General features: G+C 57.0%; 22 protein-coding genes. 10 read left to right on the forward strand and 12 right to left on the reverse strand.

All coding sequences use genetic code 11. The features are described from left to right. Positions 1 to 220: 220 nt before the first annotated feature. Genes sdhB through sdhC form a run of 4 tightly spaced genes read right to left on the reverse strand, consistent with a single transcriptional unit; the run spans position 221 to position 3,464 of the window. Positions 221 to 937 (reverse strand): succinate dehydrogenase iron-sulfur subunit SdhB, encoded by a 717-nt coding sequence (gene sdhB / locus AC27FC_RS07585; protein WP_008501090.1) that lies wholly within the window; start codon positions 935 to 937, stop codon positions 221 to 223. Between the two features lie 15 nt (positions 938 to 952). Continuing rightward, the gene (gene sdhA, locus AC27FC_RS07590; RefSeq protein WP_023310789.1) at positions 953 to 2,719 is read right to left on the reverse strand and encodes a succinate dehydrogenase flavoprotein subunit; all 1,767 of its coding nucleotides are present in this window, start codon (positions 2,717 to 2,719) and stop codon (positions 953 to 955) included. Further along, positions 2,719 to 3,066 (reverse strand): succinate dehydrogenase membrane anchor subunit, encoded by a 348-nt coding sequence (gene sdhD / locus AC27FC_RS07595; protein WP_008501088.1) that lies wholly within the window; start codon positions 3,064 to 3,066, stop codon positions 2,719 to 2,721. Before sdhD ends, sdhA begins: the two co-directional genes overlap by 1 nt. Then, positions 3,060 to 3,464 carry a succinate dehydrogenase cytochrome b556 subunit gene (sdhC, locus tag AC27FC_RS07600; protein WP_020684965.1) on the reverse strand — a complete coding sequence of 135 codons (405 nt, stop codon included), beginning with the start codon at positions 3,462 to 3,464 and terminating at the stop codon, positions 3,060 to 3,062. The genes sdhD and sdhC overlap by 7 nt, the downstream gene beginning before the upstream one ends. A gap of 639 nt (positions 3,465 to 4,103) precedes the next feature. On the opposite strand from sdhC, the gene AC27FC_RS07605 reads away from it, so the two are divergent. After that, positions 4,104 to 5,387, forward strand: a complete 1,284-nt coding sequence (locus AC27FC_RS07605) for a citrate synthase (protein ID WP_023334930.1) — start codon at positions 4,104 to 4,106, stop codon at positions 5,385 to 5,387. Positions 5,388 to 5,486: 99 nt separating this feature from the next. On the opposite strand, the gene nei is transcribed toward AC27FC_RS07605, so the two are convergent. The 7 genes from nei to AC27FC_RS07640 all read right to left on the reverse strand — a co-directional run bounded on the left by nei (position 5,487) and on the right by AC27FC_RS07640 (position 11,594). Further along, positions 5,487 to 6,278: an endonuclease VIII gene (gene nei, locus AC27FC_RS07610; RefSeq protein WP_094934376.1), complete on the reverse strand. Its 792-nt coding sequence runs from the start codon at positions 6,276 to 6,278 to the stop codon at positions 5,487 to 5,489. 18 nt (positions 6,279 to 6,296) lie between these two features. Beyond that, entirely contained in the window at positions 6,297 to 7,037 is a 741-nt protein-coding gene (gene pxpA, locus AC27FC_RS07615) for a 5-oxoprolinase subunit PxpA (RefSeq protein ID WP_094934377.1), read from the reverse strand. Beyond that, on the reverse strand, positions 7,024 to 7,956 hold the full coding sequence (gene pxpC / locus AC27FC_RS07620; RefSeq protein WP_094934378.1) for a 5-oxoprolinase subunit PxpC: 933 nt from the start codon (positions 7,954 to 7,956) through the stop codon (positions 7,024 to 7,026). Before pxpC ends, pxpA begins: the two co-directional genes overlap by 14 nt. Continuing rightward, positions 7,950 to 8,606 carry a 5-oxoprolinase subunit PxpB gene (gene pxpB / locus AC27FC_RS07625; RefSeq protein WP_094934379.1) on the reverse strand — a complete coding sequence of 219 codons (657 nt, stop codon included), beginning with the start codon at positions 8,604 to 8,606 and terminating at the stop codon, positions 7,950 to 7,952. The genes pxpC and pxpB overlap by 7 nt, the downstream gene beginning before the upstream one ends. A 14-nt stretch (positions 8,607 to 8,620) precedes the next feature. Continuing rightward, the gene (locus AC27FC_RS07630; protein ID WP_094934380.1) at positions 8,621 to 9,364 is read right to left on the reverse strand and encodes a type 2 GTP cyclohydrolase I; all 744 of its coding nucleotides are present in this window, start codon (positions 9,362 to 9,364) and stop codon (positions 8,621 to 8,623) included. Positions 9,365 to 9,374: 10 nt separating this feature from the next. After that, on the reverse strand, positions 9,375 to 10,787 hold the full coding sequence (gene phrB / locus AC27FC_RS07635; protein ID WP_094934381.1) for a deoxyribodipyrimidine photo-lyase: 1,413 nt from the start codon (positions 10,785 to 10,787) through the stop codon (positions 9,375 to 9,377). Positions 10,788 to 11,387: 600 nt separating this feature from the next. Then, a complete protein-coding gene (locus AC27FC_RS07640; RefSeq protein ID WP_023310781.1) occupies positions 11,388 to 11,594 on the reverse strand; it encodes a YbfA family protein in 207 nt (68 codons plus the stop codon). 308 nt (positions 11,595 to 11,902) lie between these two features. Here AC27FC_RS07640 and kdpF point away from each other — a divergent pair, with 308 nt between their 5' ends. The 9 genes from kdpF to potE all read left to right on the forward strand — a co-directional run bounded on the left by kdpF (position 11,903) and on the right by potE (position 23,835). Beyond that, a complete protein-coding gene (kdpF, locus tag AC27FC_RS07645) occupies positions 11,903 to 11,992 on the forward strand; it encodes a K(+)-transporting ATPase subunit F (RefSeq protein ID WP_014069365.1) in 90 nt (29 codons plus the stop codon). Continuing rightward, positions 11,992 to 13,671: a potassium-transporting ATPase subunit KdpA gene (kdpA, locus tag AC27FC_RS07650; protein ID WP_094934382.1), complete on the forward strand. Its 1,680-nt coding sequence runs from the start codon at positions 11,992 to 11,994 to the stop codon at positions 13,669 to 13,671. Before kdpF ends, kdpA begins: the two co-directional genes overlap by 1 nt. 18 nt (positions 13,672 to 13,689) lie before the next feature. Then, positions 13,690 to 15,738, forward strand: coding sequence for a potassium-transporting ATPase subunit KdpB (gene kdpB / locus AC27FC_RS07655; protein WP_023310779.1), 2,049 nt, complete (start codon positions 13,690 to 13,692; stop codon positions 15,736 to 15,738). Positions 15,739 to 15,750: 12 nt separating this feature from the next. Continuing rightward, positions 15,751 to 16,326: a potassium-transporting ATPase subunit KdpC gene (gene kdpC, locus AC27FC_RS07660; protein WP_033144943.1), complete on the forward strand. Its 576-nt coding sequence runs from the start codon at positions 15,751 to 15,753 to the stop codon at positions 16,324 to 16,326. Then, entirely contained in the window at positions 16,327 to 19,014 is a 2,688-nt protein-coding gene (gene kdpD, locus AC27FC_RS07665; protein WP_033144942.1) for a two-component system sensor histidine kinase KdpD, read from the forward strand. It abuts the gene before it with no gap. Next, positions 19,011 to 19,688, forward strand: a complete 678-nt coding sequence (gene kdpE / locus AC27FC_RS07670; RefSeq protein WP_008501074.1) for a two-component system response regulator KdpE — start codon at positions 19,011 to 19,013, stop codon at positions 19,686 to 19,688. The genes kdpD and kdpE overlap by 4 nt, the downstream gene beginning before the upstream one ends. A 279-nt stretch (positions 19,689 to 19,967) precedes the next feature. After that, positions 19,968 to 20,072 (forward strand): leader peptide SpeFL, encoded by a 105-nt coding sequence (gene speFL, locus AC27FC_RS07675; protein ID WP_003858645.1) that lies wholly within the window; start codon positions 19,968 to 19,970, stop codon positions 20,070 to 20,072. A 254-nt stretch (positions 20,073 to 20,326) separates the two neighbouring features. Beyond that, positions 20,327 to 22,525 carry an ornithine decarboxylase SpeF gene (speF, locus tag AC27FC_RS07680; protein ID WP_094934383.1) on the forward strand — a complete coding sequence of 733 codons (2,199 nt, stop codon included), beginning with the start codon at positions 20,327 to 20,329 and terminating at the stop codon, positions 22,523 to 22,525. Continuing rightward, positions 22,522 to 23,835: a putrescine-ornithine antiporter gene (gene potE / locus AC27FC_RS07685; RefSeq protein WP_094934384.1), complete on the forward strand. Its 1,314-nt coding sequence runs from the start codon at positions 22,522 to 22,524 to the stop codon at positions 23,833 to 23,835. Before speF ends, potE begins: the two co-directional genes overlap by 4 nt. A gap of 143 nt (positions 23,836 to 23,978) precedes the next feature. Here the strand turns inward: potE and pgm are convergent, their stop codons facing one another. Continuing rightward, complete coding sequence (gene pgm / locus AC27FC_RS07690; RefSeq protein ID WP_058841816.1) at positions 23,979 to 25,619, reverse strand: phosphoglucomutase (alpha-D-glucose-1,6-bisphosphate-dependent); 1,641 nt, start codon at positions 25,617 to 25,619, stop codon at positions 23,979 to 23,981. Between the last annotated feature and the right edge of the window lie 3 nt (positions 25,620 to 25,622).

Here is a 25,622-nt window from a genome sequence, read left to right on the forward strand (position 1 = left end):
CCACGCACACCATGTGTACGTGCCGGGGTTCACCTGCGAGCTCTTTGTGGCCCGCGAAGGAACCTTTAGAAACTGTCTAAGGGTCTTTACCCTCACCCCTACCCTCTCCCTAAGGGAGAGGGGGAATGCCGTCGGCAGTTTTTAAAGATTTCCTGCAATCTGTCCCCTCTCCCTTGGGGAGAGGGTTAGGGTGAGGGGAACAGCGCTCCCCTCTCACTACTTACGCACTGCGCTGCAACAGCATCGACTTAATATGGCCGATGGCGCGCGTCGGGTTCAGCCCCTTCGGACACACACTGACGCAGTTCATGATGCTATGGCAGCGAAATACGCTGAAAGCGTCACTCAGCCCTTCCAGACGGCTATCGGTTTCGGTGTCGCGGCTATCGATCAGGAAGCGATAGGCAGCCAGCAGACCGGCCGGGCCGATAAACTTGTCCGGGTTCCACCAGAACGACGGGCAGGACGTTGAACAGCATGCGCAGAGAATACACTCGTACAACCCATCGAGTTTTTCACGCTGCTCAGGAGACTGTAAGTGCTCGCGAGCGGGTGGATTTTGCCCATTATTCAATAAGTAAGGCTTAATCTTCTCATATTGTGCATAGAATTGCCCCATGTCTACCACCAAATCACGCACGACCGGCAGGCCTGGCAGAGGACGGATAACAATTTTCTGACCAGGACGCTGCAGCGCTGAAATTGGCGTGATGCAGGCCAGGCCATTTTTGCCGTTCATGTTCACACCGTCAGAGCCACAAACCCCTTCACGGCAGGAGCGGCGGAACGACAGCGTAGGATCTTTTTCTTTCAGCTGGATTAAGGCATCCAGCAGCATCATGTCGCGACCTTCTTCCGCTTCCAGGGTGTAGTCCTGCATACGCGGAGCGTCATCAACATCCGGGTTATAACGATAAACTGAGAATTCGAGTTTCATTATCCTGTCTCCGCATTAGTAAGTACGAATCTTCGGCGGGAACGCCGGACGCAGTTTCGGTTCCATGTTGACGCTACGACGCGTCATGGATTCCGACTCTGGCAGATACAGGGAATGGCACAGCCAGTTTTCGTCATCACGATCCGGGAAGTCGAAGCGGCTATGCGCGCCACGGCTTTCGGTACGGAAGTTTGCCGACATCGCCGTCGCGAACGCGGTTTCCATCAGGTTATCCAGCTCCAGGCACTCAACGCGCTGGGTGTTGAATTCGCTGGAGGTGTCGTCCAGACGGGCATTTTTCAGACGCTCGCGGATCGCTTTCAGCTGCTCAAGACCTTTGGCCATCGCGTCGCCTTCGCGGAATACCGAGAAGTTGTGCTGCATGCATTCCTGCAGCGCTTTACGGATTTCCACCGGATCTTCGCCGTTACGGTTACCGTTCCAGCGGTTGAGGCGCTCAAGAGAGGCATCAATTTCGTCGTCGGTTGCGTCACGCAGCGCGCCCTGCTCGGCAATGGATTCCTGCAGATGCAGACCGACTGCGCGACCAAACACCACCAGGTCCAGCAGGGAGTTGCCGCCCAGACGGTTTGCACCGTGTACGGATACGCAGGCAATTTCGCCTACCGCGAACAGGCCAGGAATAACCACGTCTTCGCCCTGCTCGTTTACGGTCAGCGCCTGACCGGTCACTTTGGTCGGAATACCGCCCATCATGTAGTGGCAGGTTGGGATAACCGGAATCGGCTCTTTCACCGGGTCGACGTGTGCGAAGGTGCGGGACAGCTCCAGGATGCCCGGCAGACGGGACTCCAGAACTTCTTTACCCAGGTGGTCGAGCTTCAGCTTCGCGTGTGGACCCCATGGGCCGTCACAGCCGCGGCCTTCACGGATTTCGATCATGATGGAACGCGCCACCACGTCACGACCCGCCAGGTCTTTCGCATTCGGGGCATAACGCTCCATGAAGCGCTCGCCGTGCTTGTTCAGCAGGTAACCACCTTCACCGCGGCAGCCTTCTGTTACCAGAACGCCCGCACCGGCGATACCGGTTGGGTGGAACTGCCACATCTCCATATCCTGCACCGGCACGCCCGCGCGGATAGCCATGCCGACACCGTCACCGGTGTTGATGTGGGCGTTGGTGGTGGACTGATAGATACGGCCTGCGCCGCCGGTAGCCAGCACGGTAGCGCGGGCTTTGAAGTAAACCACTTCACCGGTTTCGATGCACAGCGCGGTACAGCCGACGATTGCGCCATCGGCGTTTTTCACCAGATCCAGCGCGTACCACTCGGAGAAGATGGTGGTATGGTTTTTCAGGTTCTGCTGATACAGGGTGTGCAGCAGTGCGTGACCGGTACGGTCAGCCGCCGCCGCGGTACGTGCCGCCTGCTCGCCGCCGAAGTTTTTCGACTGACCGCCAAACGGACGCTGATAGATGGTGCCATTTTCCAGACGGGAGAACGGCAGGCCCATGTGGTCCAGCTCCAGAATCGCTTCCGGGCCGGTTTTACACATATATTCGATGGCATCCTGGTCGCCGATGTAGTCGGAACCTTTTACCGTGTCGTACATGTGCCATTCCCAGTTATCTTCATGGGAGTTGCCCAGCGCAACGGTGATACCGCCCTGCGCAGACACAGTGTGGGAACGGGTCGGGAAAACTTTAGAGAGCAGCGCACAGGTCTGGCCGCTCTGGGAAATTTGCAGTGCGGCACGCATACCTGCGCCACCGGCACCAATTACAACAGCATCAAATTCTCTGACTGGCAGTTTCATTACACACCCCACACCACAACGAATCCATAAATAACGTAAACCACCAGTGCAACAACAATGGCCAGCTGCAGTGGAAGGCGAATCGCCAGCGGTTTAACGTAATCGGTCAACACCTGCCACATGCCAATCCAGGCATGAATAAGGATGGAGAACAGAGCCAGCAGGGTGAACACTTTGGTGAAGGCGGATCCGAAGAACCCACTCCAGATTTCCCACGTCAGCGTGCCGCTGGTCGCGAAGAAACCGATCATATAGATGATGTAAAGAGTGAGAACGATGGCGGTAGCACGGACCAGAATGAAGTCATGTACGCCGTTGCGTCCTAATGCGGAGGCGTTGCTTACCATACGAGAACTCCTGCGAGAAGTGAAAGCACGACAGTAATCACAAATGAAATGTTAGCGGAGCGTTTCCCGGCTTCGAAAGTCTCTTCCAGGTAGCCAAAGTCCATCAGCATATGGCGAACACCGACGACGACGTGGTACGCCAGCGCGGTCAGAATGCCCCACATGATGAATTTCACGAAGAAGCTGTTCATGATGGCGGAGGCCTGGAGGAATCCTTCAGGGGAAGAGAGGCTGGTGCCCAGTAACCACAGCAAAATACCGACCGCCACAAACGTAATCACACCAGAAACACGGTGCAGAATGGACGCTATTGCTGTTACAGGGAACCGGATCGTTTTGAGATCCAGATTGACAGGTCTTTGTTTTTTCACATTTCTTATCATGAATAACGCCCACATGCTGTTCTTATTGTTTCCTTCCTCCGGACTGCGATGCGGGTCAAGCAGCGTTCCTTTTCTATAACTGCGCGTCATGCAAAACACTGCTTCCAGATGCTTAAACGACACGTTACAACGCTGGGTGGCTCGGGATTGCAGGGTGTTCCGGAGACCTGGCGGCAGTATAGGCCGTTCACAAAATCATTACAATTAACCTACATACAGTTTGTCGGGTTTTCTCTGGAACAGTGATCAGGGTCACGATAACAACATCTTTTTAATTTTTAATCATCTGATTTGACAAATGTTAAACAATATTGTTACAAACATCATCAGAAAAGGCATATAATGCGCAAAAGTTATGAGGTCTCTCTTTCACCTGACAAATAGTTATGTAACAGTGTGATGGTATTGACCGAAGTTATCAGGACAGTTATTAGTGATATACAGGTTTGAATAATTCGGACTGCAAAAACGCTGATTTGCTGTTGTTTCACTGATATTTCATTCGTTTACCTGCAAGGCGCCATAGCTCTGTACCCTGGTTTGTCCTCGTGAGCTGAGCGGTAAGCCAAATAACAATCTGGTAACGGTGATTAACAGCTGAAAGCAAATCCGGTAAAGCGCAGTCTTAAGCATAAGGCGCTAAGGAGACCGTAAATGGCTGATACAAAGGCAACGCTCACCCTAAATGGTGACACTGCTATTGAACTGGATGTGCTAAAAGGCACGCTCGGTCAGGATGTTATTGATATCCGTACGCTGGGTTCTAAAGGTGTGTTCACCTTTGACCCTGGATTTACCTCTACCGCATCTTGCGAATCCAAAATCACCTACATTGACGGTGACGAAGGTATCCTGCTCCATCGCGGCTTCCCCATCGATCAGTTAGCCACCGAATCCAACTATCTGGAAGTGTGCTACATCCTGCTGAACGGCGAAAAACCGACGCAGGCGCAGTACGATGAATTCAAAACCACCGTGACCCGTCACACCATGATCCATGAGCAGATTACCCGTCTGTTCCATGCGTTCCGCCGTGACTCTCACCCGATGGCGGTGATGTGCGGGATTACCGGTGCGCTGGCGGCGTTCTACCACGACTCCCTTGACGTGAATAACCCACGTCACCGTGATATCGCGGCGTTCCGCCTGCTGTCCAAAATGCCTACCATGGCGGCGATGTGCTACAAATACTCCATCGGCCAGCCGTTTGTGTATCCGCGCAACGACCTCTCCTACGCGGGTAACTTCCTGCGCATGATGTTCTCCACGCCGTGCGAAGAGTACGAAGTGAACCCGGTGCTGGAACGCGCGATGGACCGTATTCTGATCCTGCACGCTGACCACGAACAGAACGCCTCTACCTCTACCGTCCGTACCGCGGGCTCTTCAGGCGCGAACCCGTTCGCCTGTATCGCTGCGGGCATCGCCTCCCTGTGGGGACCGGCGCACGGCGGCGCGAACGAAGCGGCACTGAAGATGCTGGAAGAGATCAGCACCGTTGAGCACATTCCTGAGTTCGTGCGTCGTGCGAAAGACAAGAATGACTCCTTCCGCCTGATGGGCTTCGGTCACCGTGTTTACAAAAACTACGACCCGCGCGCTACCGTCATGCGTGAGACCTGCCACGAAGTGCTGAAAGAGCTGGGTACCAAAGATGACCTGCTGGAAGTGGCGATGGAGCTGGAACACATCGCGCTGAACGACCCGTACTTCATCGAGAAGAAACTCTACCCGAACGTCGATTTCTACTCTGGCATTATTCTGAAAGCGATGGGCATTCCGTCTTCCATGTTCACCGTGATCTTCGCCATGGCCCGTACCGTAGGCTGGATTGCGCACTGGAACGAAATGCACAGCGAAGGCATGAAAATCGCCCGTCCTCGTCAGCTGTACACCGGCTACGAGCAGCGTGATTTTAAGTCTGATATTAAGCGCTAACAGAAGTTGGGTGCGGCCTGGTGCCCTCACCCCGGCCCTCTCCCACAGGGAGAGGGTGAAAACCTTAAAAACGGTAACCCATGGGTTACCGTTTTACTTTTATTTCTGGCAGTGCGGGCACCAGTAAAAGGGTCTCGAAGAGAGCATAATTCTGTCAATAATTCCGCCGCATCGCTCGCACTTTTTCCCCGCCCGATGAAACACCTTGAACCGGAACAGCGCCCCATGATGCGTGTTCTCATCCACCACGCCGCGCGTGTTGTACGACAGCCGCGGAATATCCAGCAGCGCGTGGGATAACGCCTCCAGCTGTTCATCGCTCAGCTGAGACGCTTTATGCTGCGGCGCCAGCCCGACTTCCCAGAGGATCTCTACCCGCAGGTAGTTACCCAGCCCGGCCAGAAAGGCCTGGTCGAGGAACAGACCGGAAAACTGTCGGTTACGGAATTTAGGTGATAACAGCCGGGCCTTCACGTCGCTTGCCGTCAGGCGCATGTCCAGCACGTCCGGCCCGACCCGCTGCAGGAACGGGTGCGTCAGCAGCTGCTCCGGCGTTAACATTTCGATATCCGACGCGCTATAGAGCAGGATCGCCTTATCCGCCGTTTGCAGCCTGACGCGCAGCACGCGGGTGGTTTGCGGCTGCTCGTCCGCCTCCACAACCCGCCAGACGCCGTAAAGCTGGTTATGGCTATATAACGTCAGGTTATGGGAAAAGTGCGTGAGCAAGGCCTTGCCGCGCGTTTCAATATGGGTCACCGTCTGGCCCACCAGCTGTGATTCAAACGGTTTCAGTTGAGGAAAAGCAAACCAGACATCCGTCAGGGGTTTGCCCTTTATCGCCGCCTCCAGGCTATCCGCCGCGCGGCGGATCTCCGGACCTTCTGGCATTTTGTGTCCTTATCGTCATTATTCGGCGCTGACGAGGATGCCCTCTTCAGAGAACGCTGCCCGCAAGCGGCGCGCGAACTGGAGCGCATGCTCGCCGTCGCCGTGTAAACATACCGTATCGGCCTGAACGTTTGCCGGTGTTCCATCCACGGCGATCACTCGCCCGGCGCGCACCATCTCCAGCGTCTGCGCCAACGCTTTGCCTTCATCGGTAATCAGCGCCCCGGCCTGCGTCCGCGGAACCAGGCTGCCGTCCGGCAGGTATCCACGATCGGCAAACACTTCCTGACGCGTGGTCAGCCCCAGCCGTTGTCCGGCGCGAATCAGCTCGCTTCCCGCAAGGCCTACCAGAATCAGCTGCGGATTACAGTCCCGCACCGCGCGGGCAATCGCCTCCGCCAGATCCGCATCTTTCGCCGCCTGGTTGTAAAGCATGCCGTGCGGCTTCACGTGGCGCATCACGCCGTTCTGGGCGCGCACCATCGCCTCCAGCGCGCCGATCTGGTAGAGCACCTGCGCATAGACCGTCGCAGGGGGCAGATCCATCGCCGTACGGCCAAAGTTTTCCCGATCGGGAAAGCTGGGGTGAGCCCCTATCGCGACGCCGTTTTTAATGGCATTACGCACGCTCTCCAGCATGGTTTGCGCATCGCCCGCGTGAAAGCCGCAGGCGATATTGACCGAGGTGACCAGGGTCATCAGTTCCGCATCAGCGCGGCTTCCCTCCCCCAGATCGGCGTTCAAATCAATCTTTACCATCAAGCCTCCACGCCAGCTGTTCGAGATAACGCTGCTGATCCTGCCGCGCTTTTAGCGCCTCCTCCAGCGAACACTTCACGAAGTGAATCGGCTGACCGAGGGGAATTTGCGCCAGATGGTAGCGATCCGCTTCAATGATGCAGGCAATGCGCGGATAACCGCCGGTAGTTTGCGCATCGTTCATTAACACGATGGGCTGACCGTTCCCCGGCACCTGAATAACCCCCGGCAATAAACCGTGGGAGAGCAGTTCCCGGTCCGTCGTGCGGGTCAGCGGCTGACCCTGCAGGCGGTAGCCCATGCGGTTACTCTGCGGGCTGATCTTCCACGGCGCGCGCCAGAAGGACTCTTTAGAAGCCTCGTCGAACTCATGATATTCCGGCCCCGGTAAGGCGCGGATCTGGTTTCCCCACAGCAGCTGTTTTACGCCCTGCGTGGTCGAGAAATGGCGCGCGGAGGCTTTGATTGCCAGCCGATCGCCGTCGCGCAACAAACGTCCTTCGTGACCGCCGATCCCGGCTTTTTGATCGGTACTGGATGAACCCAATATCTCCGGCACGTCGATGCCGCCAGCCACCGCGAGATAGCTACGCACGCCGTGCAGCGGACGTTTGAGCGTCAGGCGCTGCCCGGCTTTCGCCCGCAGCCGCCAGCCGGTCCACACCGCTTTGCCATCCAGCGTCGCATCACACCCTGCGCCGGTTAAGGCAAACCAGGTCTCCTGACCAAACTCAATCACACACTGACCCAGCGTAATTTCTAGCGCCGCCGTGCTGCCTGGGTTGCCCACAAGCAGGTTGGCAATCTCCAGCGAAGGACGGTCAAGCGCACCGCAGTAGCTCACGCCCGACTGGCGAAGACCAAAGCGCCCGGCATCCTGTACGGAGGTGTAAAGCCCGGCGCGAATAAGCGTTAACATACCCCCTCCTTCTGCGGGATAAAGCGAAGGGTATCGCCGGGACGCAGGAGTATTGGCGTCTCCAGCCCGGGTTCAAATAACGGTGTAGCGGTATGCCCAATAAGCTGCCAGCCGCCGGGCGATGTCAGGGGATAAACGCCGGTCTGCTCGCCGCCGATAGCCACCGTTCCCGCCGGCACGCTCACGCGCGGCTCGGCACGGCGTGGCGTATGCAGCCGGGGAGATAATCCGCCCAGATACGGGAACCCGGGCTGAAATCCCAGGAACCAGACCACGTAGTCAACCGAGCTGTGCAGCTCAACAACCTGCTTTTTGGTTAATCCGCAGTGATCTGCCACCACGCCAAGATCCGGCCCACCCGTACCGCCATAAACGACCGGGATCTCAATGGCGCGCGATTCCGGCTCCAGCGCCTCGCTCTCTTCCCACCAGCGCTGCAAACGCTCAATGGCATCCAGCGCCAGGGTATGCGGGCTACGCAGCACCACTGTGATGTTATTCATCCCCGGAATGGCTTCAACCACCTCCGGTAGTTCGGCCAGACGCTGGGTCAGCCGCCAGATACGCTTTTGCGTGGCAAGCGTCACCGGTGGTTCAAGCTCCAGAACCACGGCGGTTTCACCCAGAAGATAACAACGCGCTCGCTGCACTTAACTACCTCTCGTCAGGCTGGGTTAGGGATATCAATAAAGGTCACATCCAGACCGGTATTTTCCGTCAGCCACTCGCTGAGGGCGCGAATGCCGCCGCGCTCGGTGGCATGATGGCCAGCCGCATAAAAATGCAGCCCCTGTTCACGCGCCGAATGAATGGTCTGCTCGGAAACCTCGCCGGTGATAAAAGCATCGACGCCGAAACGCGCGGCGCTGTCGATAAAGCCCTGACCGCCACCGGTACACCATGCGACACGCTTCACCGTATCCGGACCGGTATCACCGCTCCACAGCGGACGACGGCCCAGGCGCGCTTCAATCCACGATGCCAGCTCCAGCCCCGGAACCGGCATCGCCAGCTCGCCCCACGGCACCAGCGGTTCAATTTCCCCCATCACGGTAATCCCCAGTAGCTGCGCCAGCTGGACGTTGTTGCCGAGCTCCGGGTGCGCATCCAGCGGCAGATGATAGCCGTACAGGTTGATGTCATTAGCCAGCAGCGTTTTCAGACGATTGCGCTTCATCCCGCGAATAATCGGCGATTCGTTTTTCCAGAAGTAACCGTGATGAACAATCACCGCGTCGGCGTTCTGACGAACGGCCTCGTCCAGCAGCGCCTGGCTTGCCGTCACGCCGGTGATAATTTTTTGCACCGTCTCACGACCTTCAACCTGGAGCCCGTTCGGGCCGTAATCGCTGAAAGAGGTACTGTTCAGTTTTTCGTTAATCAGGCTTTCCAGTTCGCTGTTTTTCATCATCACTCTCTTATGCTTTGCGGGCAGCTTCGTACGCCGCCAGCGTGGCGACACGCGCCTGTTTATGGTCGACAATCGGACGAGGGTAATTCAGCTTTACACGCTGTTTATCCGCCCATGCCCACGGTTCGTGGATCGCTTTAGCAGGTATACCGTTAAGTTCAGGAACCCAGCGGCGGATAAACTCGCCGTCCGCATCAAATTTTTGCCCCTGCGTGGTCGGATTAAAAATCCGGAAATAGGGCGCGGCATCGGTGCCGGTAGAGGCTGCCCACTGCCAGCCGCCGTTATTCGCGGCGAGATCGCCATCGATCAGCTGAGAGATAAAATAGCGCTCTCCGATACGCCAGTCGATAAGCAGATCCTTCACCAGAAAGCTGGCGGTAATCATCCGCAGGCGGTTATGCATCCACCCCGTCTCGTTAAGCTGACGCATGGCGGCATCGACTATCGGGTAACCCGTCTGCCCGCTTTGCCAGGCTTTAAGCTGCTTATCATTCGATTGCCACTTTACATTATCGGTCCAGCCAATGAAGGGCCGATGCTTACACAAACCCGGATGAAAGGTCATCAGATGGCGATAAAACTCGCGCCAGATAAGTTCATTCAGCCAGACGGCCCCTGCGCCCCCCTCCAGCGCCTGCGGCTGCTCCGCCAGCAGACGATGCAAACACTGGCGCGGTGAGATCGCGCCAAGCGCCAGACAGGCCGACAGGCGGCTGGTGCCCTCGATGGCGGGAAAATCCCGACGCGCGTCGTAATATCCCGCGTCCTGCTTGCAGAACTGGCGCTGTTGAGCGATTGCCGCTTTCTCATCGGCGGGGAACAGCGTTTCATCAAACGGCTGCTGAGGGTAATCAAACGTCAGCTCAGGCAGATCCTTTATGGCTTCGCCTCGCACGGCAGGCGCGGCAACGCACTCCGGCAGCGCCTCTTTCAGACGTTTGATAAAGGCATTTTTAAACGGCGTAAAAACTTTATACATCTCGTGGTTGCCGGTCATCACGCTGCCCGGTGCCAGCATCACGCTGTCATCAAACCCTTCGCAGACCACCCCTTCCAGCATCTTCTCCAGCTGACGGTCGCGCTGCTGCTCGTTGAATTCGTACTGATAGTTGTAAAAAAGATGCGTGACGTTGTGCTGCTTACATATCTCCTGCACCGTCTGAAGCTGTGCGGCAAAATCACTCACCTCTTTATAGAGAAGCGGTATGCCTTTTCCAGCGAGCGAGTGCTGCAGATCGTTCAGATACGCCCGGAGCAAGGCCGCCTGCCGGGGGGCCATATCGTGCTGCCGCCACTGCTCGGGCGTGGCCATAAACAGGGCCAGTACGTTAGCGTCTTTGGCGCGGCAGGCTGCCGCAAGGGCGATGTTGTCATGTACGCGCAGGTCCGCGCGAAACCAAACCAGATGGGTGGGCATAAAACTCCAGGCAATTATCCATTATGTCCGTAAGGGCATGCCGTAAAAGGAAAAAGCATGCATTGAACTACTTTGCCATGAAGTGTAGACGGGATGAAATAAAAAAGGCCGCCCGAAGCGGCCTTAGCGCTACTTGTCCTGCGCTATCGTGGTTAACGCGACAAACCCATTAGGTTCATCGCTCTTTACAACGAGTACGCTGGCGACAATGAACGCGATGCAAAAATAGCGTTTCATTATGCGGTCCCTGCTGCTAACCGCTCCACCGTTCACCACCGGTGATAAGTCGGTGGACACAAGCCCGGGTAGGCGGGCTGCTTTACGGCTGTAAGTACACCTTTCCCAGGACCGATGCCCATTTGCGAGATGGCGGAAAGGGACGCAGCATCATAATTAACATCCGCTGCGAAGGTAAGATACTCGAATAAAATTAGGAATTTATAAAGGCTTCGAGGGATTGCCATCTGCTTACAGGAAGGTATGATTAAAACCCCGGGTAGGGGCTGCAAGATCACCCAACGGACCGCGAATCCCGAGGGACAAAAAAAACCGCCAACAGTAATGTGGCGGTTTTTTTTATTGCTATGTGTAGTCTTAGTATCAGTAGAAATCGCAGGTCGCTTTCTCGGCCTGATCCATCCACACCGGCTTCTCGCTGGTTTTCGCCCAGACGCGATGCAGATAGCTGTAAAAACGTGCACGATCTTTCCAGAACAGCATCACCGGCAGAGCCAGCACGCCAGCCACTACGGCGAAAGCGCGGCGCAAGAACACGATATGAGCCGGATACTCTTTATAAAGATCCATATTTTCTCCCCTATAGTTGGCCGGAAACGTCATCCGGAAAATTCAAAATCTGTGACCTGGCTAAAATAATATCGCTTTGTTTGTAATTTTACTACTCATCCGACCACTTATTTTTGCCCATTTAGTGAATATTTACATTCACGCCGTAATTAAGTTACAAAAAAGTTAACAGTTTACTTATCAATAGTTAAATTGTGGGCTTTGCCATTTTTATACTTTTTTTACACCCGCCCTCCCCATTTTTGCGAAATCTTTGCGCCGGAAATCCTACCGTTAGTACAACAACGAAAGTCACCTGGAGGTGGATTGTGAGTGCAGGTCTTATTGCCGGCATCGTGCTGGTGTTCCTGTTATTGGGTTATCTGGTCTATGCCCTGATAAATGCGGAGGCCTTCTGATGGCTGCTCAGGCGTTTCTGCTTATTGCCAGCTTCTTAGTGGTACTGTTCATTCTGGCAAGGCCACTGGGATCGGGACTGGCACGATTGATCAACAACGTTCCTTTGCCCGGCACGGGAAGCGTTGAAAAAGGGATCTGGCGCGTGCTGGGAATAGACGATCGGGAGATGAACTGGCGTCAGTATCTGATCGCCATTCTGCTGCTGAATATCGTTGGGCTCATTGCGCTTTTTGCCATGCTGATGTTGCAGGGCATCCTGCCGCTGAATCCGCAACAGTTACCGGGCCTGTCCTGGCATCTTGCGCTGAACACGGCGGTGAGCTTTGTCACTAACACCAACTGGCAGTCCTACGCCGGTGAAACCACGCTGAGCTATTTCAGCCAGATGGTCGGGTTAACCGTGCAAAACTTCCTCTCGGCCGCCAGCGGTATCGCGGTGATCTTCGCGCTGACGCGTGCGTTTGCGCGTCAGAAAATCAATACCCTGGGTAACGCGTGGGTGGATCTGACCCGCATTACGCTGTGGATCCTGCTGCCAATTGCGCTGCTGATCGCGCTGTTCTTCATCCAGCAGGGCACCCTGCAAAACCTGATGTCTTACGCGCCCTATACCTCGCTGGAAGGTGCAAAACAGCTCCTGCCGATGGGGCCAGTAGCGTCACAGGAAGCCATCAAAATGCTCGGGACGAACGGAGGTGGCTTCTTCAACGCCAACTCGTCGCATCCGTTTGAAAACCCTACCGCATTGACCAATTTTGTGCAGATGCTGGCGATTTTCCTGATCCCCGCCGCGCTCTGCTTCGCCTTTGGTGACGTGGTTAACGATCGACGTCAGGGCCGCACCCTGCTCTGGACGATGTCACTTATCTTTGTAGTCTGCGTGGCGCTGGTGATGTGGGCTGAATGGAGCGGCAACGGCCATTTCATGCAGCTGGGGGCCAACAGCAATATCAATATGGAAGGTAAAGAGAGCCGCTTTGGCATTCTTGCCAGCAGCCTGTATGCGGTAGTCACCACGGCGGCCTCGTGCGGGGCAGTCAACGCCATGCATGATTCCTTTACGGCGCTGGGTGGCATGATCCCGATGTGGCTGATGCAGATTGGCGAAGTCGTCTTTGGCGGCGTGGGCTCGGGTCTTTACGGCATGCTGCTGTTCGTGCTGCTGGCGGTATTTATTGCCGGTTTGATGATTGGCCGCACTCCGGAATACCTCGGTAAAAAAATCGACGTCCGCGAGATGAAATTAACCGCGCTGGCGATTCTGGTCACCCCTGCGCTTGTGCTGCTCGGCACCGCGCTGGCGCTGATGACCGAGACCGGACGCAGCGGCATCTTTAACCCCGGCATTCACGGTTTTAGCGAAGTGCTGTATGCCGTCTCCTCTGCCGCCAACAACAACGGCAGCGCGTTTGCGGGCTTAAGCGCCAACTCACCGTTCTGGAACTGCCTGCTGGCGTTCTGCATGTTTGTGGGTCGCTTTGGGATCATTGTGCCGGTGTTGGCGATTGCCGGATCGCTGGTGAATAAAAAAATCCAACCGACCACCACCGGGACATTACCGACCCACGGCGCGCTGTTTATCGGCCTGCTGACGGGTACCGTGTTACTGGTCGGCGCCCTGACCTTTATCCCCGCCCTCGCGTTAGGCCCGGTCGCGGAATACCTCTCTTTACGCTGATTTTGCGGAGAAATTGTCATGAGTCGTAAACAACTGGCCCTGTTCGAACCGTCATTAGTTCGCCAGGCGCTCATGGATGCGGTGAAAAAGCTGAGTCCGCGCGTGCAGTGGCACAACCCGGTGATGTTTATTGTCTGGGCGGGAAGCGTGCTGACCACCGCCCTGGCGATTGCCATGGGAACGGGCCACATGCCGGGAAATGCGATGTTTACCGGCGCCATCAGCCTGTGGCTGTGGTTTACCGTGCTGTTCGCCAACTTTGCGGAAGCGCTGGCGGAAGGCCGGAGTAAAGCCCAGGCCAACAGCCTGAAAGGGGTGAAGAAAACCGCCTTCGCGCGCAAGCTACGTGAACCGAAATACGGCGCGCAGATGGACCACGTTCCGGCTGATGAACTGCGTAAAGGCGATGTGGTGCTGGTGGAAGCCGGTGACATTATCCCTTGCGACGGTGAAGTCATCGAAGGGGGCGCCTCGGTGGATGAAAGCGCCATTACCGGGGAGTCCGCGCCGGTTATCCGTGAGTCCGGCGGCGATTTCGCCTCCGTGACGGGCGGGACGCGCATTCTCTCCGACTGGCTGGTGATCCAGTGTAGCGTTAACCCGGGGGAAACCTTCCTCGACCGGATGATCGCCATGGTGGAAGGCGCGCAGCGCCGTAAAACACCGAACGAGATCGCCCTGACCATCCTGCTGGTGGCCCTGACCATCGTCTTCCTGCTGGCAACCGCGACCCTGTGGCCGTTCTCCGCCTATGGCGGCACCGCGGTCACTATCACGGTGCTGGTGGCGCTGCTGGTCTGCCTGATCCCCACCACCATTGGTGGCCTGCTGTCAGCCATCGGCGTAGCCGGCATGAGCCGTATGCTCGGTGCCAACGTCATCGCCACCAGCGGGCGTGCGGTGGAAGCCGCCGGTGACGTGGACGTCTTACTGCTGGATAAAACCGGGACCATTACCCTCGGTAACCGCCAGGCGTCAGATTTCCTGCCCGCCCCGGGCGTGGATGAAAAAACGCTGGCGGATGCCGCGCAACTCTCTTCGCTAGCCGATGAAACCCCGGAAGGCCGCAGTATCGTGATCCTCGCCAAGCAGCGCTTTAACCTGCGCCAGCGCGACGTTCAGAGCCTGCACGCCACTTTCGTGCCCTTCACGGCGCAAACCCGCATGAGCGGCATTAACATTCAGGATCGCATGATCCGTAAAGGCTCTGTTGACGCCATCCGTCGCCACATTGAGGCCAACAATGGCCACTTCCCGCCGGAAGTGGACAGCCTGGTCGAAAGCGTGGCCCGTCAGGGGGCGACGCCGCTGGTGGTGGCCGAAGGGGCACACGTGCTGGGGGTGATTGCCCTGAAGGATATCGTCAAAGGCGGCATCAAGGAGCGCTTTGCCCAGCTGCGTAAAATGGGGATCAAAACGGTGATGATCACCGGGGATAACCGCCTTACCGCCGCGGCGATTGCCGCCGAAGCGGGCGTGGATGATTTTCTTTCTGAAGCCACACCGGAAGCGAAACTGGCGTTGATTCGTCAGTATCAGGCGGAAGGCCGTCTGGTGGCGATGACCGGCGACGGTACCAACGACGCCCCTGCCCTGGCGCAGGCCGACGTGGCGGTGGCGATGAACTCCGGTACCCAGGCGGCAAAAGAGGCGGGCAACATGGTCGACCTCGACTCTAACCCGACCAAGCTGATTGAAGTGGTGCACATCGGCAAGCAGATGCTGATGACGCGCGGGTCGCTGACCACGTTCAGTATCGCCAACGACGTGGCGAAATATTTTGCCATCATTCCGGCGGCGTTTGCTGCGACCTACCCGCAATTAAACGCGTTGAACGTGATGCACCTGCACTCTCCGGCATCGGCCATTCTGAGCGCAGTGATCTTTAACGCCCTGATTATTGTCTTCCTGATCCCGCTGGCGTTGAAAGGCGTGAGCTATAAGCCGCTCACGGCCGCCGCCATGCTGCGCCGTAACCTGTGGATTTACGGCCTGGGCGGGCTGGTGGTGCCTTTCATCGGTATCAAGGTTATCGACCTGCTGTTGACGCTGTTCGGCCTGGTTTAAAAGGTGAATCAAATGACGATGTTACGCCCCGCTATACTTCTGTTTATTCTGCTGTCTCTCATTACCGGCGGGCTGTACCCGCTGGTGACCACCGCGCTGGGACAGTGGTGGTTTAAGGATCGGGCCAACGGCTCGCTGATTATGCAAAACGGTGAAAGCCGCGGTTCGCGCCTGATTGGTCAGAACTTTACGGATGCCCGTTACTTCCAGGGGCGCCCTTCCGCCACTGCCGAAAGCCCGTATAATCCGATGGCATCCGGCGGCAGCAACCTGGCAGGCAGCAACCCTGAGCTGGACAAAGCCGTTGCTGAGCGCGTGGCAGCCCTGCGCGCCGCTAATCCGCAGGCCAGCCGTGAGGTGCCCGTAGAGCTGGTGACCGCCTCGGCCAGCGGGCTGGACTACAGCCTGACGCCGGCAGCCGCGGCATGGCAAATCCCGCGCGTCGCCGCGGCCCGTCAGCTGACCGTCGAACAGGTTAGCCAGCTGGTTGCAGAGCACACGCAAAAGCCGCTGGTCAGCTTTATCGGCATGCCCGTGGTGAATATTGTTGAGCTGAATCTGGCGCTGGACGCGCTAAGGAAAAACTAAATGACCGACGAGCCCATGCGCCCGGATCCGGACAGGCTGCTTGAACAGACGGCCGAAGCCCATCGCGGCAAACTGAAAATTTTCTTTGGCGCCTGCGCAGGCGTCGGGAAAACCTTCGCCATGCTGACGGAAGCCCAGCGGCTTCGGGCGCAGGGGCTCGATATATTGATAGGCGTGGTAGAAACCCACGGACGCAAAGAGACCGCATCGCTGCTGAAGGGGCTGGCCACCCAGCCGCCCCGCCGCATCAGCCACCGCGGTCGGCTAGTCACCGAATTCGATCTCGATGCCGCCCTCGCCCGCCGTCCCGCCCTTATCCTGATGGACGAACTGGCGCACAGCAATGCGCCAGGCTCACGCCATCCAAAACGCTGGCAGGATGTAGAAGAGCTGCTCGAAGCCGGCATCGATGTTTTCACGACGGTTAACGTTCAGCATCTCGAAAGCCTGAACGACGTGGTCAGCGGCGTCACCGGCATTCAGGTGCGCGAGACGGTGCCCGACCCCTTTTTTGATTCCGCCGATGAAGTGGTGCTGGTTGACCTGCCCCCTGACGATTTGCGCCAGCGCCTGCACGAAGGCAAGGTTTATATTGCCGGCCAGGCCGAGCGCGCCATCGAACATTTCTTCCGTAAAGGTAACCTGATTGCCCTGCGCGAGCTGGCCCTGCGTCGTACTGCCGATCGCGTCGACGATCAGATGCGCGCCTGGCGCGACCTGCAGGGCCAGGAGCGCGTCTGGCATACGCGAGATGCCATCCTGCTGTGCGTAGGCCACGGCAGCGGCAATGAAAAGCTTGTCCGCACCGCCGCGCGCCTGGCGGCTAAATTTGGCAGCGTCTGGCATGCGGTGTATGTCGAAACGCCGCAGCTGCACGCGCTCCCCGAGAACCAGCGCCGCGCGATATTGAGTTCGCTTCGCCTGGCGCAGGAGCTGGGTGCCGAAACCGCCACTCTTTCCGACCCTCAGGAAGATAAAGCCATCCTGCGCTACGCCCGTGAGCACAATCTCGGGAAAATCGTGATTGGCCGTCGCCAGCATCGCCGCTGGTTTAGCCGCGAATCGTTTGCCGACAAGCTGGCCCGCCGCGCACCGGATCTGGACCTGGTGATCGTGGCGCTGGATGATAAGCCCACGCCGTTACCCAGCCGCGCGCCGGACAGCCGTGCCTTCAGCGATAAATGGCGCATTCAGCTGCGCGGCTGTCTTGTCGCCGTCGTGCTCTGCGCCCTGATTACCGTGATTGCAAGCCAGTGGCTGATCGCATTTGATGCCGCCAACCTGGTGATGATCTACCTGCTTGGCGTGGTGGTGGTGGCGCTCTTTTACGGGCGCTGGCCGTCGGTGCTGGCGACGGTGATCAACGTCATCAGCTTCGATCTGTTCTTTATTGCCCCGCGCGGCACGCTCGCGGTGTCGGACGTGCAGTACATTCTTACCTTCGCGGTAATGCTCACCGTCGGGCTGGTGATCGGGAATCTGACGGCGGGCGTGCGCTACCAGGCGCGTATTGCCCGCTATCGCGAACAGCGCACGCGCCATCTCTATGAGATGTCGAAATCGCTGGCGGTGGGCCGCACGCCGCTGGATATCGTGCAGACCAGCGAGCAGTTCATTCGCTCGACGTTTCATGCCAGCAACCTGATTTTGCTCCCGGACGAACACGGCAAGCTGCGCCCGCTGACGTCGGCCTCAGGCATGACGCCCTGGGACGAAGCCATCGCGCGCTGGAGCTTTGATAAAGGGTTACCTGCGGGCGCAGGGACCGACACCCTGCCCGGCGTGCCCTACCAAATTCTGCCGCTGCGCAGCGCCGATAAAAATCAGGGGCTGGTGATTGTTGAGCCCTCCAACCTGCGCCAGCTGATGATCCCCGAACAGCAGCGGCTGCTGGAGACCTTTACGCTGCTGGTTGCCAGCGCGCTGGAGCGGCTGGCCCTCACCGCCAGCGAAGAGCAGGCCCGGCTGGCGAGCGAGCGTGAAAGCATTCGTAACTCGCTGCTGGCGGCGCTCTCTCACGATCTGCGAACCCCGCTCACCGTCCTGTTTGGTCAGTCAGAAATCCTGACGCTGGACCTGGCGGCCGAAGGCTCTAAACACGCCCTTCAGGCCAGCGAGATCCGCCAGCATGTGCTGAATACCACGCGTCTGGTGAATAACCTGCTCGATATGGCGCGTATCCAGTCAGGCGGTTTTAACCTCAAAAAAGAGTGGCTCACGCTTGAAGAGGTGGTGGGCAGCGCCCTGAAAATGCTCGAACCCGGTCTGGGCGGGCGACATATCGCGCTGAACATGCCCGAGCCCCTGACGTTAATTCATGTCGATGGTCCGCTGTTTGAGCGGGTCCTGATTAACCTGCTGGAAAATGCCGGCAAATATGCGGGCGCCAGCGCCCAAATTGGGGTGGATGCGACGGTGGACGACGGCACGCTTCGCCTTGACGTCTGGGATACCGGACCGGGCATTCCTGCCGGGCAGGAGTTGGCTATTTTCGAAAAATTCGCGCGCGGCAATAAGGAGTCGGCCATTCCGGGCGTCGGGCTGGGGCTGGCCATTTGCCAGGCGATCATTGACGTTCACGGCGGGTCCATCTCCGCAGAGAATCGTCCCGAAGGAGGCGCGCGGTTTTGTGTTACACTTCCTCTGGAAACCCCGCCAGAACTTAATGAATTACCAGAGGATTTGTGATCAACGTTCTGATTGTTGAAGATGAGATCGCCATTAGCCGTTTTCTGCGCGCTGCGCTGGAAGGGGACGGTCTGCGCGTTCATGATGCGGGCACGCTTCAACGGGGTTTAATTGAAGCCGCCACCCGCAAGCCGGACCTGGTGATCCTCGATCTTGGCCTGCCGGACGGCGACGGCATCGATTTTATCCGGGAAGTGCGTCAGTGGAGCCAGATGCCGATCCTCGTGCTCTCCGCGCGTACGGAAGAGACGGATAAAATCGCGGCGCTGGATGCCGGGGCGGATGACTATCTGATTAAACCTTTTGGTATCGGCGAGTTACAGGCTCGCCTTCGCGTGGCGCTGCGTCGCCACAGCGCAACCACGCCAGCTGACCCAACCTACACGTTTGGGGATATCCGGGTTGACCTGGCCGCGCGGCGTATTGTGCGCGGTGAAGAAGAAATCCATCTGACGCCAATAGAATTTCGCCTGCTCGCCGTTCTGCTCAACAACCACGGCAAGGTTCTCACCCAACGCCAGCTGTTAAGTCAGGTGTGGGGACCCAACGCTGTAGAACATAGTCATTATTTACGCATATATATGGGACATCTTCGTCAGAAACTCGAAGTTGACCCCGCTCGCCCTCGCCATTTATTAACTGAAACCGGTATCGGTTATCGGTTTATGCTTTGAATAACTATTCATTTTATTTTTAAATAAAAACGAAATCCCTCAGACAATATTTCACAAATAACCCATAAATTATTTTTACGGGCTATTTTTGCTCATTTAAAACATTAACAACACAACCTGTTAACGCATCATCAACAAATCAGAATTTTGATCTGCGATATTCATCTAAAACGAATATTTATTTCTGATTTGATCGGTTAACGGTGATCTACCTCACGGTTAATCGCCTTTCCCTGGATAAAATGACCATGCTTTCAATTACTGAAAGGAAAATGAAACATGGAAAACAACAATCGCTTAATGCCCCATATAAGGCGGACAACACATATCATGATGTTTGCCCACCGAAACTGCTTTGACTTTCATCTCTTTAATGCCCGGTAGTCCTTCGACTTCTGGCGCACTCGCTTACAGGTTATCCTGAAATACCTTATTTTACAGGCCATTGCCTGTGAACTCGTGCGCTCATTCATTTTAATTCAGACTCATCTGCACCGGGCGGACTGAATTTCAATCATCAAAAAAGCAATTCACTGATTTTAATCAGCGGCCACCCTTTGCTTTTTTTCCGGTAAATTATCGATTTCTTTCTTGCAAGAAATCGAGGGACGCTTATTACCTAAAATAAAGAGAGAAAGATGAAAAGTTTAAAAATCGCAGCCAGCCGTGCATGTCCGGATTGCTTTACTACCCAGCGTGAACTGGTAGATGTCCGCGCCTCTGATTATATTGATGTTGCCGCCATTGTTCTGGCGGTCACGGATATTGCCAGCGGTATCCTGGACGAAATAGAAGCCACCGGTTTTGGCATTCCTGTTTTTGTCGCGACGCACAAAGAAGAGTTCATCCCGGCAGACTATTTATCGCGCATTCATGGCGTATTTGAGTATTCAGACACCAGCAACGACTTTTATGGACGCCAGCTGGAAGCGGCCGCCCAGAAGTATGAAACCCAGCTGCGCCCGCCGTTTTTCCGCGCCCTTGTCGACTATGTGAAGCAGGGCAATAGCGCGTTTGACTGCCCGGGGCATCAGGGTGGTCAGTTCTTCCGCCGCCATCCAGCCGGTAATCAGTTTGTCGATTTCTTTGGTGAGACGCTTTTCCGCTCCGACCTGTGTAACGCCGACGTGGCGATGGGCGATCTGCTGATCCACGAAGGCGCACCGTGCATCGCCCAGCAGCATGCTGCAAAAGTCTTTAATGCTGATAAGACCTACTTCGTGCTGAATGGCACCTCGTCATCCAACAAAGTGGTGCTTAACGCCCTGCTCACCCCGGGCGACCTGGTACTATTCGACCGTAACAACCACAAATCCAACCATCACGGTGCCCTCCTCCAGGCTGGCGCAACGCCGGTCTATCTGGAAACCGCGCGCAACCCGTACGGCTTTATTGGCGGCATTGACGCCCACTGCTTTGAAGAAAGTTATCTGCGCGAGCTGGTGGCAGAGGTGGCGCCAGGCCGTGCACGCGATGCGCGTCCGTTCCGCCTGGCGGTGATCCAGCTGGGTACCTACGATGGCACCATCTATAACGCTCGTCAGGTGGTGGATAAGATTGGACACCTGTGTGATTACATCCTGTTTGACTCGGCCTGGGTGGGTTACGAGCAATTTATTCCGATGATGGCCGACTGCTCTCCGCTGCTGCTGGAGCTGAACGAAAACGATCCGGGGATCCTGGTCACCCAGTCCGTACATAAGCAGCAGGCCGGCTTCTCGCAGACCTCGCAAATTCATAAGAAAGACAGCCATATCAAAGGGCAACAGCGCTATGTCCCGCATAAGCGCCTGAATAATGCCTTTATGATGCACGCCTCCACCAGCCCGTTTTATCCGCTGTTCGCTGCGCTGGACATCAACGCCCGTATGCACGAAGGCCAGAGTGGCCGCAACATGTGGATGGATTGCGTGGTGAACGGTATCGAAGCGCGCAAGCTGATCCTGGAGAACTGCCGGTATCTGCGCCCCTTCGTGCCGGAAACGGTGGATGGCCTCCCGTGGGAAAGCTGGGACACGGCGAAAATTGCGACCGATCTGCGCTTCTTCCACTTCGTACCGGGTGAAAACTGGCACGCTTTTGAAGGCTACGCTGAGCATCAGTATTTTATCGACCCGTGCAAGCTCCTGCTGACCACGCCGGGTATTAACGCCCGCACCGGGGAGTATGACGACTTCGGCGTGCCCGCCACTATCCTCGCCAACTTCCTGCGTGAAAACGGCATCGTGCCGGAAAAATGCGATCTCAACTCGATCCTGTTCCTGCTCACGCCTGCGGAAGATATGGGCAAACTGCAGCAGCTGGTGGCGCAGCTGGTGCGCTTCGAAAAACTGCTCGAGAGCGATGTTCCGCTGAAAGACGTCCTGCCTTCTCTCTACAAACAACATCCGGAACGTTACGCGGATTACACCCTGCGCCAGATCTGCCAGGAAATGCATGACCTGTACGCCCGCCACAACGTGAAACAGCTGCAGAAAGAGATGTTCCGCAAGTCTCACTTCCCACGCGTGATGATGAACCCGCAGGACGCGAACTACGCCTATCTGCGCGGTGAAGTTGAACTGGTCTCCCTGCGCGACGCGGAAGGCCGCATCGCCGCCGAAGGCGCGCTCCCTTATCCGCCAGGGGTGCTGTGCGTTGTCCCAGGGGAAGTCTGGGGCGGTTCCGTGCTGCGCTACTTTGCCGCGCTGGAAGAAGGCATCAATCTGCTGCCGGGCTTCGCGCCGGAGCTGCAGGGTGTGTACGTCGAGGAGTGTGAGGGTCGCAAGCAGGTTCGCTGTAACGTCATCAAACAACCCGCCGCTCAGCCCGCGCTGCTGAAAGGAGAGAAATTATGAGTAAGTCCAATAAGATGGGCGTGGTGCAGCTGACCATCCTAACCATGGTGAACATGATGGGCTCCGGGATTATCATGCTGCCTACCAAACTGGCAGAGGTGGGCACCATCTCTATCATCTCCTGGCTGGTGACGGCAGTCGGTTCAATGGCGCTGGCGTGGGCGTTTGCCAAGTGCGGAATGTTCAGCCGTAAGTCAGGCGGCATGGGCGGCTATGCCGAATACGCTTTTGGCAAGTCGGGCAACTTTATGGCCAACTATACCTACGGGGTGTCGCTGCTGATCGCCAACGTGGCGATTGCCATCTCCGCCGTGGGTTACGGTACGGAGCTGTTTGGCGCGACGCTCAGCCCGGTGCAAATTGGGCTGGCGACCATCGGCGTGCTGTGGATCTGTACCGTGGCTAACTTTGGCGGCGCGCGCATCACCGGGCAGCTCTCCAGCATCACCGTCTGGGGCGTGATTATCCCGGTTGTCGGCCTGTGCATCATCGGCTGGTTCTGGTTCAGCCCGACACTCTACGCCAACTCCTGGAACCCGCACCATGTGCCATTCTTTACCGCGGTCGGCTCTTCAATCGCCATGACGCTCTGGGCCTTCCTGGGTCTGGAATCCGCCTGTGCGAACGCGGAAGTGGTAGAGAATCCGGAGAAGAACGTGCCGATTGCGGTCCTCGGCGGCACGCTGGGCGCGGCGGTGATCTATATCGTCTCGACTAACGTGATTGCCGGGATTGTGCCAAACATGGATCTGGCAAACTCTACGGCGCCGTTCGGTCTGGCCTTCGCGCAGATGTTCACGCTTGAGGTCGGGAAAGTGATCATGGGGCTGATGGTGATGTCCTGCTGCGGTTCACTCCTCGGCTGGCAGTTCACCATCGCACAGGTCTTTAAATCCTCGGCTGATGAAGGTTACTTCCCAAAAATCTTCTCCCGCGTGACCAAAGCGGATGCGCCGGTGCAGGGCATGCTGGCGATTGTTATCTTCCAGAGCGGATTGTCGCTGATGACCATTAGCCCGTCGCTGAACAGCCAGTTCAACGTGCTGGTCAACCTGGCGGTGGTGACGAACATCATTCCGTATATCCTGTCGATGGCAGCGCTGGTGATCATTCAGAAGGTGGCGAAGGTGGATCCACGCAAAGCGCGTGCGGCCAATATCGTGGCGCTGATTGGGGCAATCTACAGCTTTTATGCGCTCTACTCATCCGGCCAGGAAGCGATGCTCTACGGGGCAATGGTGACCTTTATGGGCTGGACGCTGTACGGTCTGGTGTCACCGCGGTTTGAATTGAAGAATAAGCATAGCTAAAAAAAGCCCGGTGGCGCTAGCGCTTACCGGGCCTACGAGGTCAAAGCAAAACGGCAACCCAGGGGTTGCCGTTTTTAGTGTTTTCTCCCTCTCCCTGTGGGAGAGGGCCGGGGCGAGGGCATCAGCCCGCACCCATACCGCACTTACGCGTTTTTCAGCACTTCGCTGACAATCTCTACCGCCTCTTTCTCAATCTGCTGACGGTGCTCAGCGCCGAGGAAGCTTTCGCAATAGATTTTGTACGCATCTTCCGTACCGGACGGACGCGCGGCGAACCAGCCGTTCTCAGTCATCACTTTCAGACCACCAATGGATGCGCCGTTGCCCGGTGCAGCCGTCAGACGCGCGGTGATCGGATCGCCCGCCAGGGTGCTTGCGCTGACCATCTCCGGAGAGAGTTTGGACAGGGCCGCTTTCTGAGCTGACGTCGCGCTAGCCTGAATACGGTTATAGCTTGGTGCACCAAAGCGTGCCGCCAGGTCGTTGTAGTGTTCCTGCGGGTTCTTACCGGTGACCGCGGTGATCTCCGCCGCCAGCAGGCACATGATGATGCCGTCTTTATCGGTTGACCATGGCGTGCCGTCGAAACGCAGGAAAGATGCGCCCGCGCTCTCTTCACCGCCGAAGCCGAAGCTGCCGTCGTGCAGACCGTCAACGAACCATTTGAAGCCGACCGGCACTTCCACCAGCTTGCGGCCCAGCGCCTCGACCACGCGGTCAATCATCGCAGAGGAAACCAGCGTTTTACCGACGGCCACCTCTTTGCCCCACTGCGGGCGGTGCTGGAACAGATAGTTAATTGCAACAGCCAGATAGTGGTTCGGGTTCATCAGCCCGGCAGGGGTGACGATACCGTGACGGTCATAATCCGGGTCGTTAGCAAACGCCAGATCGAATTTATCACGCAGCGCCAGCAGGCCCGCCATCGCGCACTCGGATGAGCAGTCCATACGGATCGCGCCGTCTTTGTCCAGGTGCATAAAGCGGAAGGTCTGATCGACGTGATCGTTCACGATGGTCAGATCCAGCTTGTAGTGCTCGGCGATACGTTTCCAGTATTCGATACCGGAGCCGCCCAGCGGATCCACGCCCAGCTTCAGGCCGGCTTTCTGGATGGCCGCCATATCGACGATATCCGCCAGCCCTTCCACGAACGGCTGAACCAGATCCTGCTCTTTCACATGACCGGACGCCATGGCCGCATCCAGAGAAATACGCTTCACGCCTTTAAGATCGTCAGCCAGCAGCGCGTTCGCACGATCTTCCACCACTTTGGTGACGTTAGTGTCGGCCGGGCCACCGTTAGGCGGGTTGTATTTGATACCACCGTCTTCCGGCGGGTTGTGGGATGGCGTAATAACGATACCGTCCGCCAGAGCGCCACCTTTTTTGTTGTGCACCAGGATGGCATTAGAGACCGCAGGCGTTGGGGTGAAGCCATTGTTCTCCTGAACAATCACATCGACGCCGTTTGCCGCCAGCACTTCCACAACAGAGATGAACGCCGGTTCAGACAGGGCATGGGTATCTTTCCCCACGTAGCACGGACCGGTAACGCCGTTTTTAGCGCGCTCTTCCGCAATGGCCTGAGCAATGGCCAGAATGTGCGGTTCGTTAAAGCTGTGGCGCGCCGCGCTGCCGCGGTGACCAGATGTACCAAACTTCACTGCGTGTTCTGCGTTGCCCACGACCGGTTTCAGCACGTAATACTGCGCGGTCAGCTGAGCGACGTTAATCAAATCGCTTTGTTGTGCAGGTTGGCCTGCACGGCTGTGATTTGCCATTAC

The sequence above is a fragment of the Enterobacter sp. C3_dUdeg genome, assembly GCF_057536195.1.

Bases quoted from the DNA above. Each gene is read 5' to 3' on its own strand.
- sdhB (WP_008501090.1), bottom strand. From the start codon at position 937: ATGAAACTCGAATTCTCAGTTTATCGTTATAACCCGGATGTTGATGAC.
- sdhA (WP_023310789.1), bottom strand. From the start codon at position 2,719: ATGAAACTGCCAGTCAGAGAATTTGATGCTGTTGTAATTGGTGCCGGT.
- sdhD (WP_008501088.1), bottom strand. From the start codon at position 3,066: ATGGTAAGCAACGCCTCCGCATTAGGACGCAACGGCGTACATGACTTC.
- sdhC (WP_020684965.1), bottom strand. From the start codon at position 3,464: ATGTGGGCGTTATTCATGATAAGAAATGTGAAAAAACAAAGACCTGTC.
- AC27FC_RS07605 (WP_023334930.1), top strand. From the start codon at position 4,104: ATGGCTGATACAAAGGCAACGCTCACCCTAAATGGTGACACTGCTATT.
- nei (WP_094934376.1), bottom strand. From the start codon at position 6,278: ATGCCAGAAGGTCCGGAGATCCGCCGCGCGGCGGATAGCCTGGAGGCG.
- pxpA (WP_094934377.1), bottom strand. From the start codon at position 7,037: ATGGTAAAGATTGATTTGAACGCCGATCTGGGGGAGGGAAGCCGCGCT.
- pxpC (WP_094934378.1), bottom strand. From the start codon at position 7,956: ATGTTAACGCTTATTCGCGCCGGGCTTTACACCTCCGTACAGGATGCC.
- AC27FC_RS07630 (WP_094934380.1), bottom strand. From the start codon at position 9,364: ATGAAAAACAGCGAACTGGAAAGCCTGATTAACGAAAAACTGAACAGT.
- phrB (WP_094934381.1), bottom strand. From the start codon at position 10,787: ATGCCCACCCATCTGGTTTGGTTTCGCGCGGACCTGCGCGTACATGAC.
- AC27FC_RS07640 (WP_023310781.1), bottom strand. From the start codon at position 11,594: ATGGATCTTTATAAAGAGTATCCGGCTCATATCGTGTTCTTGCGCCGC.
- kdpA (WP_094934382.1), top strand. From the start codon at position 11,992: ATGGCTGCTCAGGCGTTTCTGCTTATTGCCAGCTTCTTAGTGGTACTG.
- kdpB (WP_023310779.1), top strand. From the start codon at position 13,690: ATGAGTCGTAAACAACTGGCCCTGTTCGAACCGTCATTAGTTCGCCAG.
- kdpC (WP_033144943.1), top strand. From the start codon at position 15,751: ATGACGATGTTACGCCCCGCTATACTTCTGTTTATTCTGCTGTCTCTC.
- kdpD (WP_033144942.1), top strand. From the start codon at position 16,327: ATGACCGACGAGCCCATGCGCCCGGATCCGGACAGGCTGCTTGAACAG.
- speFL (WP_003858645.1), top strand. From the start codon at position 19,968: ATGGAAAACAACAATCGCTTAATGCCCCATATAAGGCGGACAACACAT.
- speF (WP_094934383.1), top strand. From the start codon at position 20,327: ATGAAAAGTTTAAAAATCGCAGCCAGCCGTGCATGTCCGGATTGCTTT.
- potE (WP_094934384.1), top strand. From the start codon at position 22,522: ATGAGTAAGTCCAATAAGATGGGCGTGGTGCAGCTGACCATCCTAACC.
- pgm (WP_058841816.1), bottom strand. From the start codon at position 25,619: ATGGCAAATCACAGCCGTGCAGGCCAACCTGCACAACAAAGCGATTTG.